This window comes from Streptomyces sp. NPDC028305 (assembly GCF_055569495.1).
This window is the reverse complement of record NZ_JBVHTN010000005.1, coordinates 765494-780203: the sequence shown is the minus strand read 5'-3', so window position 1 is coordinate 780203 and position 14710 is coordinate 765494. Positions and strand designations below refer to the sequence as shown.

The window sequence follows — 14710 nt, the reverse complement described above, 5'->3', positions numbered from 1 at the left end:
GGGACGCCGCTTAGGCTCGGAATGTACGGGTCTGCGCGCCGCTACGGTCCGCGCACCGTCCCTCCGAGCCCGGAGGCACCCCATGCCGGAGCTGTTCATCGGTGGCCAGTGGACCGCCGCTCTCGACGGACAGGTGAGGGAGATCCGCTGCCCCGCGGACGGCATGCCGGTCGGCACGGTCGACGAATCCGGGCCGAAGGACGCCTCCGCCGCGGTGGCGGCCGCCCGGGACGCGTTCGACCGCGGCCCCTGGCCCCGGGTCCCCGCCCCGGACCGGGGCAGACTGCTGCTGCGCGTCGCCGACCTGCTGCGGCGCGACAAGGCCGAGCTGGCCCGCGCCGAGTCGCTGGACACCGGAAAGCGGCTGGCCGAGAGCGAGTGCGACCTGGACGACGTCTCCGCCTGCTTCCGCTGGTTCGGCGATCTGGCCGCGGCCGACGGAGCGGACCGGGTCATCGAGGCGGGCCGCCCCGAGATCGACAGCAGGGTGGTGCACGAGCCGGTCGGCGTCTGTTCGCTGATCACCCCCTGGAACTACCCGCTGCTCCAGGCCGGCTGGAAGGTGGCCCCCGCGCTCGCGGCCGGTGACACCTTCGTCCTCAAGCCCAGCGAGCTGACCCCGCACACCGCGATCGGCCTGATGCGGCTGCTCACGGAAGCCGGGCTGCCGTCGGGCACCGCGAATCTCGTCCTGGGCGCCGGGTCGACGGCGGGCGCGCCCCTGGCCACGGACGAGCGGGTCGACATGGTGTCGTTCACCGGCGGCGTGCTCACCGGGCGGTGGATCATGGCCGCCGCCGCGCCCACGGTCAAGAGGGTCGCGCTGGAGCTGGGCGGCAAGAACCCCAATGTGGTGTTCGCCGACGCCGAGTTGGACACCGCCGTCGACCACGCCCTGACCGCCGTGCTCCTGAACGCCGGACAGGTCCGCTCGGCCGGCGCCCGCCTCCTCGTCCAGCAGAAGCTGCACGACGCCTTTGTCGACGAGTTCGTCCACCGCGCCCGCAAGATCCGGCTCGGCGGCCCGTTCGACGAGAACGCCCGCGCCGGCCCGCTGATCTCCGCCGCGCACCGCGAGAAGGTGGCCATGTATGTGGCGGCCGGGCTGGACGAGGGCGCGGTGCTGCGCTGCGGCGGGACGCCCCCGGCCGACCCGATGCTCGAGGACGGCTACTACTACCTGCCGACCGTGCTGGACGACTGCACCCCGGACATGTCCGTGGTCCAGGAGGAGTCGTTCGGCCCGGTGCTGACGGTGGAGCGGTTCCGTGACGAGGACGAGGCGCTCGCGCTGGCCAATGACACCGTCTACGGCCTGGCCGCGGCGGTGTGGACACAGGACGCGGCCAGGGCGCACCGGATGGCCTCGCGGCTGCGCGCGGGGACGGTGTGGATCAACGACTTCCACCCGTATGTGCCGCAGGCCGAGTGGGGCGGGATGAAACAGTCCGGCATCGGGAGGGAGTTGGGCCGCGCGGGGCTGGCGGAGTACCAGGAGACCAAGCACATCTGGCGCAACACGGCGCCCCGGCCCCGGCGCTGGTTCGAGTAGCGCGATCAGCCGTCGCCGGCGCAACCTACCACCACCGCCCACCTCCCGACTCCCCGCGCGACCCGCCGTACCCGCCGTACCCGCCCCGACCCGGCCCCACCGGCGTCACTCCGTGACCGATAGAGGCGTTGGCACAGCCTGGCCACGGGATTCCCTTGAGCCCGTCCACTCCCGCCCACCACCCTGATCGCACCTTCCGACAAGGAGAGTCGGATGCGATGAGGGAGGAAGCCAGCCGATGCGAAGATTGCGTCGCTTCTTGGCTGTCACCGGCGCGGCCGGACTGCTCAGCGGCCTGGCCATGCCGGTGGCGAGCGGGCAGCCGTCCGAGGCTGCCCCAAAGGCCCCACCGGTCCGTACGGAACGCACGGTCACCCTGATCACCGGCGATACGGTCACCGTCACCACCGGCGACGACGGCCGGTACGCCGTCGATGTGAAGCGAGGCGCGGGCCGCGAATCGGTCGACTTCGTGGCGAACCAGAACGGCAAGGAGATCAGCGTCGTCCCCGACGACGCGCTCAGGCTGCTGTCCGCGGGCCGGCTCGACGCGAACCTGTTCAACATCACGCGCCTCGTCAGGGACGGCTACGACGACACGAAGACCGGCTCGTTACCGGTCATCGCCACCTATCGCGGCAAGGGCGCCCATCCGACACCCGACGGCGCACGGAAGACGCTGACCCTGTCCAGCGTCGGCGGCGCCGCGTTCAGCGCACGCAAGGCCGACGCAGCCGCCTTCTGGGCCGACATCAGGCAGGACAAGGGCCTGAAGAAGCTCTGGCTCGACCAGAAGGTCAAGGCCGCCCTCGATGTCAGCGTCCCGCAGATCGGCGCCCCGGAGATGTGGAAGGCCGGGTACGACGGCAAGGGCGTCAAGGTCGCCGTGCTGGACACGGGCGTGGACACGGCGCACCCGGACGTCAAGGACTCGGTCGCCGACTCCAAGAGCTTCGTCCCGGACGAGACGGTCCAGGACGGCTTCGGGCACGGCACCCACGTGGCCGCCACGGTCGCGGGCAGCGGCGCCGCCTCCGACGGCCGGCGCAAAGGCGTGGCACCGGGCGCGAAACTGCTGGTCGGGAAGGTGCTGAACAACGCGGGCGAGGGCTACTCCTCGTGGATCATCGAGGGCATGGAGTGGGCCGCGACCTCCGGCGCCAAGGTGATCTCCATGTCGCTCGGCGGCACGGCGAGCGGCCCCTCGGACCCGCTGAGCGAGGCGGTGGACCAGCTGTCGGCGTCGTCCGGAGCGCTGTTCGTGATCGCCGCGGGCAACACCGGCCCGTTCGAGCAGACCGTCGGCACGCCCGGCATCGCGGACTCGGCCCTGACCGTCGGCGCCGTCGACAAGCAGGACAAGCTGGCGTCGTTCTCCAGCCGCGGCCCGCGCATCGGGGACTACGGGGTCAAGCCGGAGATCACCGCGCCGGGTGTCGCCATCACGGCGGCCCGCGCGGCCGGCACGAGCATGGGCACTCCGGTCGACGACCTGTACACCACGGCCAACGGCACCTCGATGGCCACGCCGCACGTCGCGGGCGCGGCGGCGATCGTCGCCCAGGCGCACCCCGACTGGACCGGCCAGCAGATCAAGGCGTCCCTCGCCAGCACCGCGAAGACCAACACCGCCAATGGCCCCTTCCAACAGGGCGACGGCCGGGTCGACGTGCCCCGCGCCGTCACCCAGAACGTCTTCGCGACCCCGGCGCTCAGCTACGGCCTGTACGGGTACAGCGACGACGCGCCCGACACCAAGACGATCGCGTACACCAACGCCACCGAGAAGCCGGTGACCTTGAGGCTGGCGTCCTCGGTGGACGGCGGGTCGCTCTCGCTGGGCTCCGACAGCGTGACGGTGCCGGCGAACGGCGCCGCGAAGGTCCCGGTGACCGTCGACCCGGCGAAGGCCGACGTCGGCCGCCACACCGGGTACATCACGGCGACCAGTGAGGACGGCACGGTCAAGGCCACCACGGCCGTCGGCTACGAGCGGGAGGCGGATCTGTACGACCTGAAGGTCGAACTGCTGGACCGCGAGGGCAAGCCGGCGCGGTCGGCCCTCTTCACCTTCCAGAACCTCGCCGACTACACGTACAACCAGTTCGGCGCCATGGGAGGCTCCGAGACCTTCCGGGTGGAGAAGGGCACCTACTCCCTCGCCACCTGGATCCCCATCCTCGACAGCGGGCGGCACGAGGTCGGGACGAGCATTGTCGGCGACCCGCAGATCGAGGTCACCGGCGACACCTCGCTCACTCTCGACGCGCGCAAGGCCGTCGAGATCAAGCCACAGACCAAGGAGAAGGACGCCGAGCTCCAGGGCGTGACGACCTCCTGGCACCGGGAGCGCGAGGGAGGCAGCTCCTTCGGGCTCACCTACGTCATGGGCAAGTGGAAGAAGCACATCTACGCCGCCCCGACCAAGCAGGTCACCGACGGCTCCTTCGAGTTCTACAGCAGATGGCGGCTGGAGAAGCGGAAGCTGACGGCGAGCGTCACCAGCCCGGAGCGGGTGACGCTGAACCCACAGTACGTGGACACGTACACCGGCTGGCCCGTCAAGATCACCGGTAACCGCAAGGTGCGGCTGGTGGACGCCAAGGGCGGCACGGCCGAGGACTTCGAGGGCCTGGACGTGAAGGGCAAGGCCGTGCTGGTGGGCCTGGCACCGGACGGCTGGCCCGACGAAGCCGTCAGCAACGCCACCAAGGCGGGCGCCGCCTACGTCCTCGTGTACCGCAGGACCACGGCCGGCCTGTGGCTCACCGCGGTCGACAGCGCCACGATCCCGGCCATCTCCATACCCGGCGAGGAGGGCGACAAGCTGCTGTCCCTGCTCACCGCGCAGGGTCGGAGCGCGGTGACGCTCGACCTCGGCGGCACGGCGGTCAGCCCGTACGTGTACGACGTGCTGCTGCCCGAGCCCGGCGCCATCGGCAAGGACCTGACCTACCGCCTCGACAGCCGCAACACCACCAAGGTCACCGCCCGCTACCGCGGCTCGGCCAAGGGGCAGATCGGCGCCGAGGCCACGCACACCTTCCGCCCGTACCAGCTCTTCTCGGTGGAGTCGAAGTACGACGTGCCGCTGGGCACCGGGCGCACCGAGTACTACAGCGCCGACCCCGACACCCGCGTCTGGCGCACCGCCATGCAGGACTACGACGGCGCCGGCCGGCAGTGGGCGCCCCTGGCCACGTACCGGCCCGGGACGCAGCAGACGGTGGACTGGCTGTCGCCCGTGTTCCGCCCGACGACCGCCGCCGAGTTCGGCGTCTCACAGCGCGAGGGCGATGAACTCACCCTCGCCATCCCCGAGTACGCCGACTCCGGCAGCGGTCACTACGGCTCGGCGGGCGCGGCCAAGGACAACGTGGACAAGGTCAAGACGAGCCTGTACGCGGACGGAAAGCTGGTCGGCGAGGCCCCGTACGGCTCCGGCACCTTCCAGGTGCCCGCCGACAAGGCCGCGTACAAGCTGACGATCGACGCCGAGCGCACGGCGGCCTGGGCGGCGTACTCGACGAAGACCAGCACCGAATGGGACTTCACCTCCGCCCGGACGGCCGAGGCGAAGGCCCTCCCCCTCCTGTCCGTGGACTACGACCTGGCCCTCGACCTGTTCGGCCGCACCAGGGCCGGGCGTCAGTTCAGCTTCCAGCTGGCACCCCGCCACCAGGAGAGCGCGGAGGAATCGAAGGTCAAGACGGTCAAGGCGTGGGTGTCCTACGACGACGGCAAGACCTGGAAGGAGGCCAGGCTGACCGGCTCCCGCGCGGGCTACAAGGCCACCGTGAAACACCCCGCTCTCGGCGCTTCCAACGGCTTCGTCGCCCTGCGCGTCCAGGCCACCGATGCCGACGGCAATCGAATCGATCAAACGGTCACCCGCGCATATGGCCTGAAGTAGGCCGAGATCCGCCCCTCGGCGGTAACAAACTCCGTCTAGCGTGCCGTTGAATCGTTGCATCGACACGCCGGAGCCGCCGCAAGTGGACCACAGAGCAGCCGAGGAGACCCCCGCCACGAGCCCGAGCCCCTGGGCCGCGGCAGGGGTCTCCGACTTCGACGAGACGGTGTACCACGCGATCCTCCATCAGCCGGACGCCGACGTCACCACCTGGTCGGAGCTGGTCCGGGCCTCCCCGGCCCGCGTCCGCCGCGCCTGCGCCCGGCTGCTCCGCCTCGGCCTGCTCCAGGCCCCCGACTCCACCGGCGGCCTGCGGCCGGTGGACCCCCGCATCGCCATCCGGGCCCTCATCCGTAAGCGCGAAACCGAGTCCGAGCTGCTCGCCGCCACCGCCGACGACATGGCCAAGATCTACGCGGCGGGGCTGCTGCGCTCCGAACCGGCCGGCCTCGTCGAGGTGGTGCGCGGGGAGAGCGCCAACGCCGCCCGGCTGGAGGAGCTGTACGCCCAGGCCGAACACGAGGTCTGCCTCATCGACTCCCCGCCCTACCTCGCCCCGCTCACCCCCCAGTTGGACCTCCAGAGCGAAGTGCTGCGCCGCGGTGTCGCGTACCGCGCGCTCTACTCTGTGGTATCCCTGGAGTCCCCGGATCTGCTGGCCTACGCCGAGGGCATGGTCGCGCTCGGCGAACAGGCGCGGGTGCTGCCCACCGTCCCCATGAAGCTGATGGTGATCGACGGCCGGACCGCGATGCTGCCGCTCACCAGCGTCGACGCCGGGCCGGTCTACAGCTCGGTGATCGTACGACACTCCGGGCTCACCGACGCGCTGCGGACGCTCTTCGAGACGCTGTGGCAACACGCCACACCGCTGGACGGCCCGCCGGCCGAGGAGGACGAGGAGCTCGGCGACGCCGACCGCACGCTGGTCGGCCTGCTGGCCGTCGGCATGAAGGACGAGGCGATCGCCCGCCACCTGGGCATCAGCCTGCGAACCCTGCGCCGCCGGATCAGCGACCTCCAACAGCGCTTGGGCGCGGGCGGCCGCTTCCAAGCCGGCGTCCGCGCCGCCCACCGGGGCTGGGCGTAGCCACGGACCGCCGCTCGGGGAGGAACGCGGCGAACACGAAGCGGCCAGGACGCTGGAGTCGGCGGGCTCTGCTCAACGGGAGCAGTGATCACGGGCGCCCGGGTGGAACCGGTGGAAGTGGTGGCCGGCCCGCCTCAGCGCCACTGAGGGACCGGCGCCGTGGCCCCGGGCGCCGCGGCTTCGATGCGGCCGCGGATCTCGCGCATGACGGTGAGGATCCGCCGCTCGTGCTCCTCGGTCAGCCGGGCCGTCGGCACCGAGCAGCTGATCGCGTCGATGGCGGGCGAGTCGTACCGCAGGGCGAACCCGAAACCCGCGATGCCCACCACGCCCTCCTCCCGGTCGATCGCGTAGCCCCGCTCCCGCACCCGCGCCAGGTCCGCGGTGAGCGACGCGCGGTCGGGGTGGGTGTGGGGCGTCAGCCGCTCCCAGGGGCCGTCGGGGAGCGGCAGCTCGCGGTCGTCCCGCTCGGCGAGGAGGGCCTTGCCGAGCGCCCCGGCGTAGGCGGGGAGCCTGCGGCCGACGCGGCTGAAGGAGCGCAGATACTCGTGCGACTCGCGGGTGGCGAGGTACACGACGTCGCCGCCGTCGAGCCGGGCGAAGTGGATGGTCTCGCCGAGCGCGTCGGACGCCTCGTCGAGGTAGGGCCGGGCGCCGCGGACGCGCGGGTCGCTGTCGAGGTAGTTGGTGCCGGTGAGCAGGGCGCGGATGCCGATGCCGTAGAGCGAGCCGGTGGCGTCGGTGCGCACCCAGCCGCGGTCGATCAGGGTCTGGAGAAGCGCGTACATGCTGCTGCGCGGCACCCCGAGCTCGTCGGCGAGCTCGCGCAGCCGGGCCGGGCGGTCACCGCGCGCGGCGAGCAGTTCCAGCAGCTCGACGGTGCGGGCCGCGGACTTCACTTCGCGTACGCCCCCGGTATCGGCCATGGGTCGAATCGTAGACGGATCGTGCACGGCGCACCGCGGCGGCCGCCTGTCCCGGGTCCGGTCAGCGGCGGCGGCCGGAACGGGCGGCGGCGGACGGCTCGCGCGCCGAAAACGGTCGAAGCCTGACGGCGGATTGTCGCTTATCGCATTACGGCTGCGCCCACCGCGATGAGGCGGGACACTCTCAGTTCGAAGAACGGGACCGTACCGAGTCACGGGACCAGCGGAGGATGTTTCATGCACTCACCGCAGGACGCGAGCGAGGCGGTCGGCCTGATGTGGGACCTGGTCACCGCCCTGGAGAACGGGGAGCGGGACTATGTGGACTGCGGGGCCGAGCTCGTCCAGCTCGCCTTTGTGCAACAGCCGTACATGATGCGGGAGGCACTGGCCGAGTTCGAACGCCAGGTGGCACTCGACCCGGCCCCGGCAGGGGCCGTGCCGGAGATCGTCGAGACCGTCCGGGATGTCATCGGGAGCCCGGACGAAACTTATTGACGGGCTTTCGGCGCGAACTTTCGATGGGAATTTTCGAACCTGACCGCCTCTCTTGACGTTGAACCGATTCAACGCTTCCATCGTGGGCGCGCCCGCGATGGGAGCGCTCCCGAGGAGGTTCCCGGGCCGGTACCCGCACCCGCCCACAGAGAGGACGGCCCATGTCGCCGACCGCACCCCCCACCAGGAGCACCAGAGCCCCTGGCCGCGCGGCCGCCCGCACGGCACGCGCGATGCTTCTGCTTGTCATGACCACATCCTTACTCGTCTGGGGGCTGAGCCTGGGCGGCTCCCGCGCGCACGCCGCCGCCACCGCCACGGCCACCAGCGCCACCGCCACGGCCACCAGCGCCACCGCCCTGGGCAACGGCTCGGTGACCGACTCGAACATCTCCTACGTCGGCCGCTGGGACGTGAGCTCGGGCACCGCGGCCGTGCCCAACTGGACGGGCGGCTACCTCCAGACGGCCTTCACCGGAACGACCGTGAAGGTCAAGGCCCGCGACGCGGTGAACTTCTACGCCAGCGTCGACGGCGGCGCCGACGTCTTCTACGCGGGCGTCCGGGGCACCGTCAGCCTCACCCCGCAGCCCCTCCCCCAGGGCAACCACACCCTCCGGATCTCCTACCGCTCGGGCGACACCGTCTTCCAGGGCCTCGTGCTGGACTCGGGCGCGGGCACGACAACCCCGCAAGTTCCTTCGAAACTGATCGAGTTCGTCGGGGACTCGATCACCGCCGGCGCCCTGACCGACCGGCTCGCGCTCGACTCGTACGGCTGGAAGACCGGCGAGCAGCTGGGCATGCGGCACACCCAGATCGCCCGCTCGGGCTACTGCCTGGTGGGCAAGGACGGCTGCACGGGCCTGGCCACCCAGTTCTTCAAGATCGGCTCCACTGGCGATCAGAACTGGGACTTCTCCCGCTACCAGGCGAGCGCGGTCGTCATCAACCTGGGCACCAATGACATCGGACATGGCGTCACGGGCGCCGAGTTCCAGACCGCGTACACCAACCTCCTCCGCGATATCCGCGCCAAGTACCCGAACGCGGCCCTCTTCGCGCTCCAGACCCTCAAGAAGCGCTATGTGACCGAGACCAAGGCCGCCGTCAGCGCCCGCACCGGCGCCGGGGACGCCAGGGTCTACTACGTCGACACCACGGGCTGGCTCACCGACGGCACCGACTACGAGGACGGCAACGGGCACCCCAACGAGTCCGGCCACACCAAGTTCGCGAACCGTCTCGCCCCGGTGATCTCCGCGAAGCTCGCAGCCGCCAGTCCGGGCGCCGCGACCGAGACAGGCAGGGCCACCAAGGCTGCGGCCGCCGCCCCCGGCGACCCGGGCGACCCCAACATCAAGTTCTACGGCCGCTGGGACACCAGGAGCTCCGCCACCGCCTACACCCCCTACTGGGCGGGCGCGTACTTCCGCACCGGCTTCACCGGGCGCACCGTCAAGCTCAAGCAGCGCAACGCGATCGACTTGTGGGCCAGCATCGACGGCGGCCCCGCGACGTTCTTCGACGAGGCCAAGGGCACGGTGAACCTCACCCCGACCCCGCTGTCCGCCGGAAACCACACCCTTCAGGTCAACTACCAGGTGGTCGCGGGCTCCTACCACGGTGACGCGGTCTTCCAGGGGCTGACCCTGGACAGCGGGGCCACCACCTTCACCCCGTCCACCCCGAAGAAACTGATCGAATTCGTCGGCGACTCGATCACCGTCGGCACCACCACCTCCCAGAACGCCCGTACCGCGTACGGCTGGCTGATCGGCGAGCGCCTCGGCGCCGACCACACCCAGATCGCCCAGGGCGGCGCCGCCCTCGTGGACACGGCGGACGACCGGATGAGCCTGGAGCAGCAGTTCACCAAGTTGAACCCGAACGCCGCCACGCCCGACTGGGACTTCTCCCGCTACCAGGCGAACGCGGTGGTCATCAACCTCGGCACCAACGACGTGGGCCGCGGGGTGACGTCCGCGCAGTTCCAGGCGGCGTACTCCAGCCTGCTGCGCAAGGTCCGCGCCGCCTATCCGAACGCCTGGATCTTCGCCCTGGAGACCTTCCGCGGCCGCTTCGTCCCGGAGACCCAGGCGGCCGTCACCGCGGCCGTGACCGGCGGCGACGCCAAGGTCTCCTTCGTGGACACGACCGGCTGGCTCGCCTCCGACGAGCTCTCCGACTCCGTCCACCCCAACGACAAGGGCCACCGCACCATCACCGACCGCCTGGCGCCGATCATCTCCGCCAAGCTCGGCTAGCGCGGCGCACACCGCACGACGCCGCACCACACCGCACCACACCCGTCGAGGGCCCCCGGTCGTCCGGCCGGGGGCCCTCGTGCGCGATATCCCCGGGCCCGGCGGACCGCAAATCGGCGCGCCGGGACCTCCACTTATTCGGCTCGTTCCCGTCGCATTGACCCGGGCCCCCGGGGGCCCACCCGCGCGAAATGGCACCGCATTTCCGCAGGGTAATGGCTTACTCAAGAAGCGATCAAGAGAAAATGATCTAGAATTCCGGCCATCGGCGAGTTGACCGGAACAACTCCTTGACCTGCCATGAAGCTGGGAAAGAAACTCAAGAAGCACTCATGCATCAGGAGCCGCAAGCGACGTGCTGGGCCCTGCGATACAGATTTCGCGGGTGTGCGACGGGGGAAGTGTTGAAGAAAGTGTGCGCATAGCAGCCACGTAATCCGCGCGCACTCTTCACTTCCTCTCCTCATCTCTTGATGCACTCAGAGAATGGAGGGGGAATGCCGACGCACGCGGGCTATCCCGGCGTATACATCGAAGAGCTTGCCAGCAGCGTCCGCACCATCGCCTCGGTCACCACCTCGGTGACCGCGTTCGTGGGCCACACCCGCCGGGGTCCGTTGAACACGCCGGTGCGGATCACCAGCTTCGCCGACTTCGAGCGCCGCTTCGGCGGGCTCACCTCGCAGAGCGCGGTCGGCTACGCCGTGCACCAGTTCTTCGGCAACGGCGGCACGGTCGCGGTCATCGTGCGCGTGGCCAAGGCCGGCACCGGCAAGGCCGCCTGCGTCACGCTCGAGTCCACCGAGGGGCACAGCGAGTGCCCGGTGCTCGAGGTGCACGCCAAGGAGCCCGGCCTGTGGGGCTCGGGCCTGCGGCTGGCCGTCGACCATGACACCCCCTGCCCGGACGAGACCTTCAACCTCCAGGTTCTCGACGCGCGCGGCACCGCCCGCGAGTCCTTCACCGGACTGTCCATGGACCCCGGCCACGGCCGCTACGCCGAGACCGCGATCAACTCGTCGTCCGCGCTGATCCGGGTCAAGGTCGTGGGCGAGGGCCGGCCGGACCCCTCCGGCACCGTCTCCAAGCCGTTCTCCCATGAGCTCCCCGACCTGAACGTCGAGCTGACGGTCAAGATCGGCGAGGTCGAGCGCGCGTTCACGCTCTACGACCCCGACTGCGACGGCGAGGCGCCGTGCAACGTCACCGAGCTCGCCCTGCTCCTGGAGCGCAAGCTGCGCGCGCTGCCGGACGCCCCGGGCAAGCACGCCTTCGCGGGCGCCGAGGTCACCGCCTTCGGCCGCCGCCTCCAGGTCGTCGCCGGGTCCATCGACCCCGACGACGTGGTGCGCTTCCTCGGCGAGTGCGCCAACGACCTGGGCCTCGAAGCCTCCGTCAACCCGCCCGTCTTCCCGCTGACCGGCGGCGAGGACGGCGACCCGCCCGGCCCCCGGGACATCATCGGCAGCGAGGCGGGCAAGACCGGCCTCCAGGCGCTGCGCGACGTGGACGACGTCAACCTGCTGTCGCTGCCGGAGCTCGCCTCGTACGAGTCCACCGACGACATGGTCACCGTCCTGTCCGCGGCCGAGCGGCTGTGCCGGGAGCGGCGGATCTTCCTGCTCGTCGACTCGCCCTCGGCCTGGGGCAGCGTGGACGCCGCGCGCGCCGGGATCGGCGCCTTCGAGGCCGTCCGCGGCAACCACTCGGGCCTGTACTTCCCGCATCTCCAGCTCACCGACCCGCTCACCGGCCGGCTGCGCTCCTTCCCGCCGTCCGGCGCGCTCGCCGGCGTCATCGCCCGTACGGACAGCGAGCGCGGCGTGTGGAAGGCGCCGGCCGGGACCGAGGCGCGGCTGGCCGGGGTGCACTCGCTGACCGTCAAGCTGACCGACCGCGAGAACGGGCTGCTCAACCCGCTTGGCATCAACTGCCTGCGCACCTTCCCCGTGGTGGGCCCGGTGGTGTGGGGCGCGCGCACGCTGGAGGGCGCGGACGCGCTCGACAGCGAGTGGAAATACGTGCCGGTGCGGCGGCTGGCGCTGTATGTCGAGGAAAGTCTGCGCCGCGGGTTGCAGTGGGTGGTGTTCGAGCCCAACACCGAGCAGCTGTGGCAGCAGATCCGGCTGAACGCGTCCGCGTATCTGCACACGCTCTTCGAGAAGGGCGCGTTCAAGGGCGGCACGCCGCGCCAGGCGTACTTCGTCAAGTGCGACAAGGACACGACGACCGAGGACGACATCGCGAACGGCATCGTCAATGTCGTGGTCGGTATAGCTCCGGTCAAGCCAGCGGAGTTCGTGATCGTCAAGATCCAGCAGATGGCCGGACAGTTCGAGATTTAGGAATGTGATGGCTGAGTTTCAGGTCAACGCCCATCGCTTCGACCCGTACAAGAACTTCAAGTTCCTGGTCCTGTGGGACGGTCGTACGGTCGCGGGCATCAGCAAGATCAGTCCGCTCAAGCGCACCACCGAAGTCGTGAAGCACCGCCACGGCGGCGATCCGAGTTCGCCCCGGAAGTCCCCGGGCCGCTCCGAGTTCGAGGGCATCACCCTGGAGCGCGGCGTCACCCACGACCCCGAGTTCGACCGCTGGGCCAACAAGGTCTGGCAGATCGGCGCGGGGCTCGGCTCGGAGGTCTCACTGGCCGACTTCCGCAAGGACATCGTCATACAGGTCCTCAACGAGGCGGGCCAGGTCGCCGTCTCGCACAAGCTCTACCGGACCTGGCCGAGCGAGTACCAGGTGCTGGGCGAGCTGGACGCCAACGCCAACGCGGTCGCGATCCAGAGCCTCAAGCTGGAGTGCGAGGGCTGGGAGCGGGACTACGAGGTGCCGGAGCCGCAAGAGCCCTCGTTCACCCATCCGGCGTAGGCGACGGAGGCGACGGAGGCGCGTAACGGAACAGGACGGCCTGACGGATGGCGAACACGGGGCCCGCGGAGCTGCTGGCCACCTGGGAGGCGGGGCTGGCGCACCAAGGCCCCGGCCGCGCCCTGCTGCTGCACCGGGCGGCCCGTCCGGAGGCCGGCACCGACGAACTGCTGTCGATGCCGGTCGGCGAGCGGGAGGCGGACCTGTACGCCCTGCGCCGCGCGCTCTTCGGCGCGCGGATGCAGGTGCGGGTCGAGTGCGGCGCGTGCGGCGAGGACATGGAGTTCGAGCTGGACGCAGGCGACTTGGGGGCGCGGCCACGGCGGGGCGACGGCCCGCTGCGGGTCGAGGAGGGCGAATGGACGGTCGAGTTCCGGCTGCCCACCGTCGCCGACATCGAGGCGGTCACGGCGGGCTCGGGTCCGGCGGGTCTCGACGCGGCGGCCTCCAGCGCGGAGGCGGGTGACGCGGGTGACGACTCGCCCGCCGCGCTCGCCCGCCGGCTGCTCCTCGCCCGCTGCACCGTCTCGGCCACCCGCGCGGGCCGCCCCGTCCCCGCCGGCCAACTGCGCGGCCTGCGGCTCCCCGAGGCCGTGCAGCGGCGGCTCGCCGAGGCCGCCGAGCAGGCCGACCCCGCCGCCGAGGTGACCTTGAAGATCGCCTGTCCGGAGTGCGGCGAGGCCACCTCGGCCGAACTGGACATCGCCTCCTACCTGTGGACCGAACTGGACTCCTGGGCGCGGGACCTGCTGCTCGACGTCCATCTGCTCGCCACCGCCTACGGCTGGAGCGAGCCGGAGATCCTGGCGCTCAGCCCGCTGCGGCGCCGTTACTACCTGGAGCTGTGCGCAGATGTCTGACTACTTCGACCGGCTGCTCGCGCGGCACTCCCCCGCGCCGCGGACGGGTGCCGACGGCCGCACGGCGCACGTACGGCCGCGGCTGCCCGGCCCGTACGAGCGGATCGAGAGCCTGCGGGCCGAGCCACCTGCCCTCGACGAGCCCGCGCCCCTGTTCGCCGCCCCGACCCAACCGGCGCCGTGGCACGGCGAGTCGGTGCGGTACGAGCGCGAGGTGGAGACCGTACGGGACACCGTCGTACGCGCCGAGGCCGCGCCCCGCACCGAGCCGGCCCCGGCCACCGCCGTCCGACCCGCGGCGCCGCTGCTGCGCCCCGCCGCCCAGGTCACCCCCGGGCCCCGGCCGGACGCCCTCGACACCCCGCGCCCCGGGCGGCGGGACACGACGCCCGGCGAGCCCGGCCCGGCGCGGCGGACCACGGCGCCCGCGCCCGCGTCGCCGGAGGCGATCCTCGCTCCGGCGGCCGCCGCCGCGCCGCCGAGCCTCCGGGCCGGCGACGCCGCGCTCGGCCGTGAGGCGGCCCGCGCCCCGGTGACCCGGCGCCGGTCCAAGCCCGCCGAGCGCGTCGTACACGTACAGATCGGGCGGCTCGAGGTGAGCGCGGCCGGAACGGCGGCCTCCGGCGGCGGCCGACCGCCCGGCGCCCGCCCCGAGCACGCGGGACGGCGCGCCCCCGCGCTGAGCCTCCAGGACTACCTGACGCGCGGCGAGACGAGGAGCTGAGGC

At 71.4% G+C, this 14710-nt stretch carries 10 protein-coding genes; 9 read left to right on the top strand and 1 reads right to left on the bottom strand.

The window, feature by feature from the left end; all coding sequences use genetic code 11:
- Window positions 1-82 precede the first annotated feature (82 nt).
- From ACZ4WQ_RS24300 to ACZ4WQ_RS24290, 3 genes are all read left to right on the top strand, one after another.
- A complete protein-coding gene (locus tag ACZ4WQ_RS24300) occupies window positions 83-1552 on the top strand; it encodes an aldehyde dehydrogenase family protein (protein ID WP_398373952.1) in 1470 nt (489 codons plus the stop codon).
- A gap of 238 nt (window positions 1553-1790) precedes the next feature.
- Window positions 1791-5465 (top strand): S8 family peptidase, encoded by a 3675-nt coding sequence (locus tag ACZ4WQ_RS24295; protein WP_385351348.1) that lies wholly within the window; start codon window positions 1791-1793, stop codon window positions 5463-5465.
- A gap of 82 nt (window positions 5466-5547) precedes the next feature.
- A complete protein-coding gene (locus tag ACZ4WQ_RS24290; RefSeq protein WP_311728451.1) occupies window positions 5548-6555 on the top strand; it encodes a helix-turn-helix transcriptional regulator in 1008 nt (335 codons plus the stop codon).
- A gap of 134 nt (window positions 6556-6689) precedes the next feature.
- On the opposite strand, the gene ACZ4WQ_RS24285 is transcribed toward ACZ4WQ_RS24290, so the two are convergent.
- A complete protein-coding gene (locus ACZ4WQ_RS24285) occupies window positions 6690-7481 on the bottom strand; it encodes an IclR family transcriptional regulator (protein ID WP_398373951.1) in 792 nt (263 codons plus the stop codon).
- Between the two features lie 237 nt (window positions 7482-7718).
- On the opposite strand from ACZ4WQ_RS24285, the gene ACZ4WQ_RS24280 reads away from it, so the two are divergent.
- From ACZ4WQ_RS24280 to ACZ4WQ_RS24255, 6 genes are all read left to right on the top strand, one after another.
- Window positions 7719-7979, top strand: coding sequence for a hypothetical protein (locus tag ACZ4WQ_RS24280; RefSeq protein ID WP_311728449.1), 261 nt, complete (start codon window positions 7719-7721; stop codon window positions 7977-7979).
- 248 nt (window positions 7980-8227) lie between these two features.
- On the top strand, window positions 8228-10246 hold the full coding sequence (locus ACZ4WQ_RS24275) for a GDSL-type esterase/lipase family protein (RefSeq protein WP_398373950.1): 2019 nt from the start codon (window positions 8228-8230) through the stop codon (window positions 10244-10246).
- Between the two features lie 497 nt (window positions 10247-10743).
- On the top strand, window positions 10744-12591 hold the full coding sequence (locus ACZ4WQ_RS24270; RefSeq protein WP_398373949.1) for a phage tail sheath family protein: 1848 nt from the start codon (window positions 10744-10746) through the stop codon (window positions 12589-12591).
- Between the two features lie 7 nt (window positions 12592-12598).
- The gene (locus tag ACZ4WQ_RS24265; RefSeq protein WP_311728446.1) at window positions 12599-13123 is read left to right on the top strand and encodes a phage tail protein; all 525 of its coding nucleotides are present in this window, start codon (window positions 12599-12601) and stop codon (window positions 13121-13123) included.
- Between the two features lie 47 nt (window positions 13124-13170).
- Window positions 13171-13983, top strand: a complete 813-nt coding sequence (locus ACZ4WQ_RS24260; protein ID WP_398373948.1) for a hypothetical protein — start codon at window positions 13171-13173, stop codon at window positions 13981-13983.
- Window positions 13976-14707, top strand: coding sequence for a hypothetical protein (locus ACZ4WQ_RS24255; RefSeq protein WP_398373947.1), 732 nt, complete (start codon window positions 13976-13978; stop codon window positions 14705-14707). Before ACZ4WQ_RS24260 ends, ACZ4WQ_RS24255 begins: the two co-directional genes overlap by 8 nt.
- Window positions 14708-14710: the final 3 nt, after the last annotated feature.

Bases quoted from the DNA above. Each gene is read 5' to 3' on its own strand.
- ACZ4WQ_RS24280 (WP_311728449.1), top strand. From the start codon at position 7,719: ATGCACTCACCGCAGGACGCGAGCGAGGCGGTCGGCCTGATGTGGGAC.
- ACZ4WQ_RS24265 (WP_311728446.1), top strand. From the start codon at position 12,599: ATGGCTGAGTTTCAGGTCAACGCCCATCGCTTCGACCCGTACAAGAAC.
- ACZ4WQ_RS24255 (WP_398373947.1), top strand. From the start codon at position 13,976: ATGTCTGACTACTTCGACCGGCTGCTCGCGCGGCACTCCCCCGCGCCG.
- ACZ4WQ_RS24295 (WP_385351348.1), top strand. From the start codon at position 1,791: ATGCGAAGATTGCGTCGCTTCTTGGCTGTCACCGGCGCGGCCGGACTG.
- ACZ4WQ_RS24260 (WP_398373948.1), top strand. From the start codon at position 13,171: ATGGCGAACACGGGGCCCGCGGAGCTGCTGGCCACCTGGGAGGCGGGG.
- ACZ4WQ_RS24300 (WP_398373952.1), top strand. From the start codon at position 83: ATGCCGGAGCTGTTCATCGGTGGCCAGTGGACCGCCGCTCTCGACGGA.
- ACZ4WQ_RS24285 (WP_398373951.1), bottom strand. From the start codon at position 7,481: ATGGCCGATACCGGGGGCGTACGCGAAGTGAAGTCCGCGGCCCGCACC.
- ACZ4WQ_RS24270 (WP_398373949.1), top strand. From the start codon at position 10,744: ATGCCGACGCACGCGGGCTATCCCGGCGTATACATCGAAGAGCTTGCC.
- ACZ4WQ_RS24275 (WP_398373950.1), top strand. From the start codon at position 8,228: ATGACCACATCCTTACTCGTCTGGGGGCTGAGCCTGGGCGGCTCCCGC.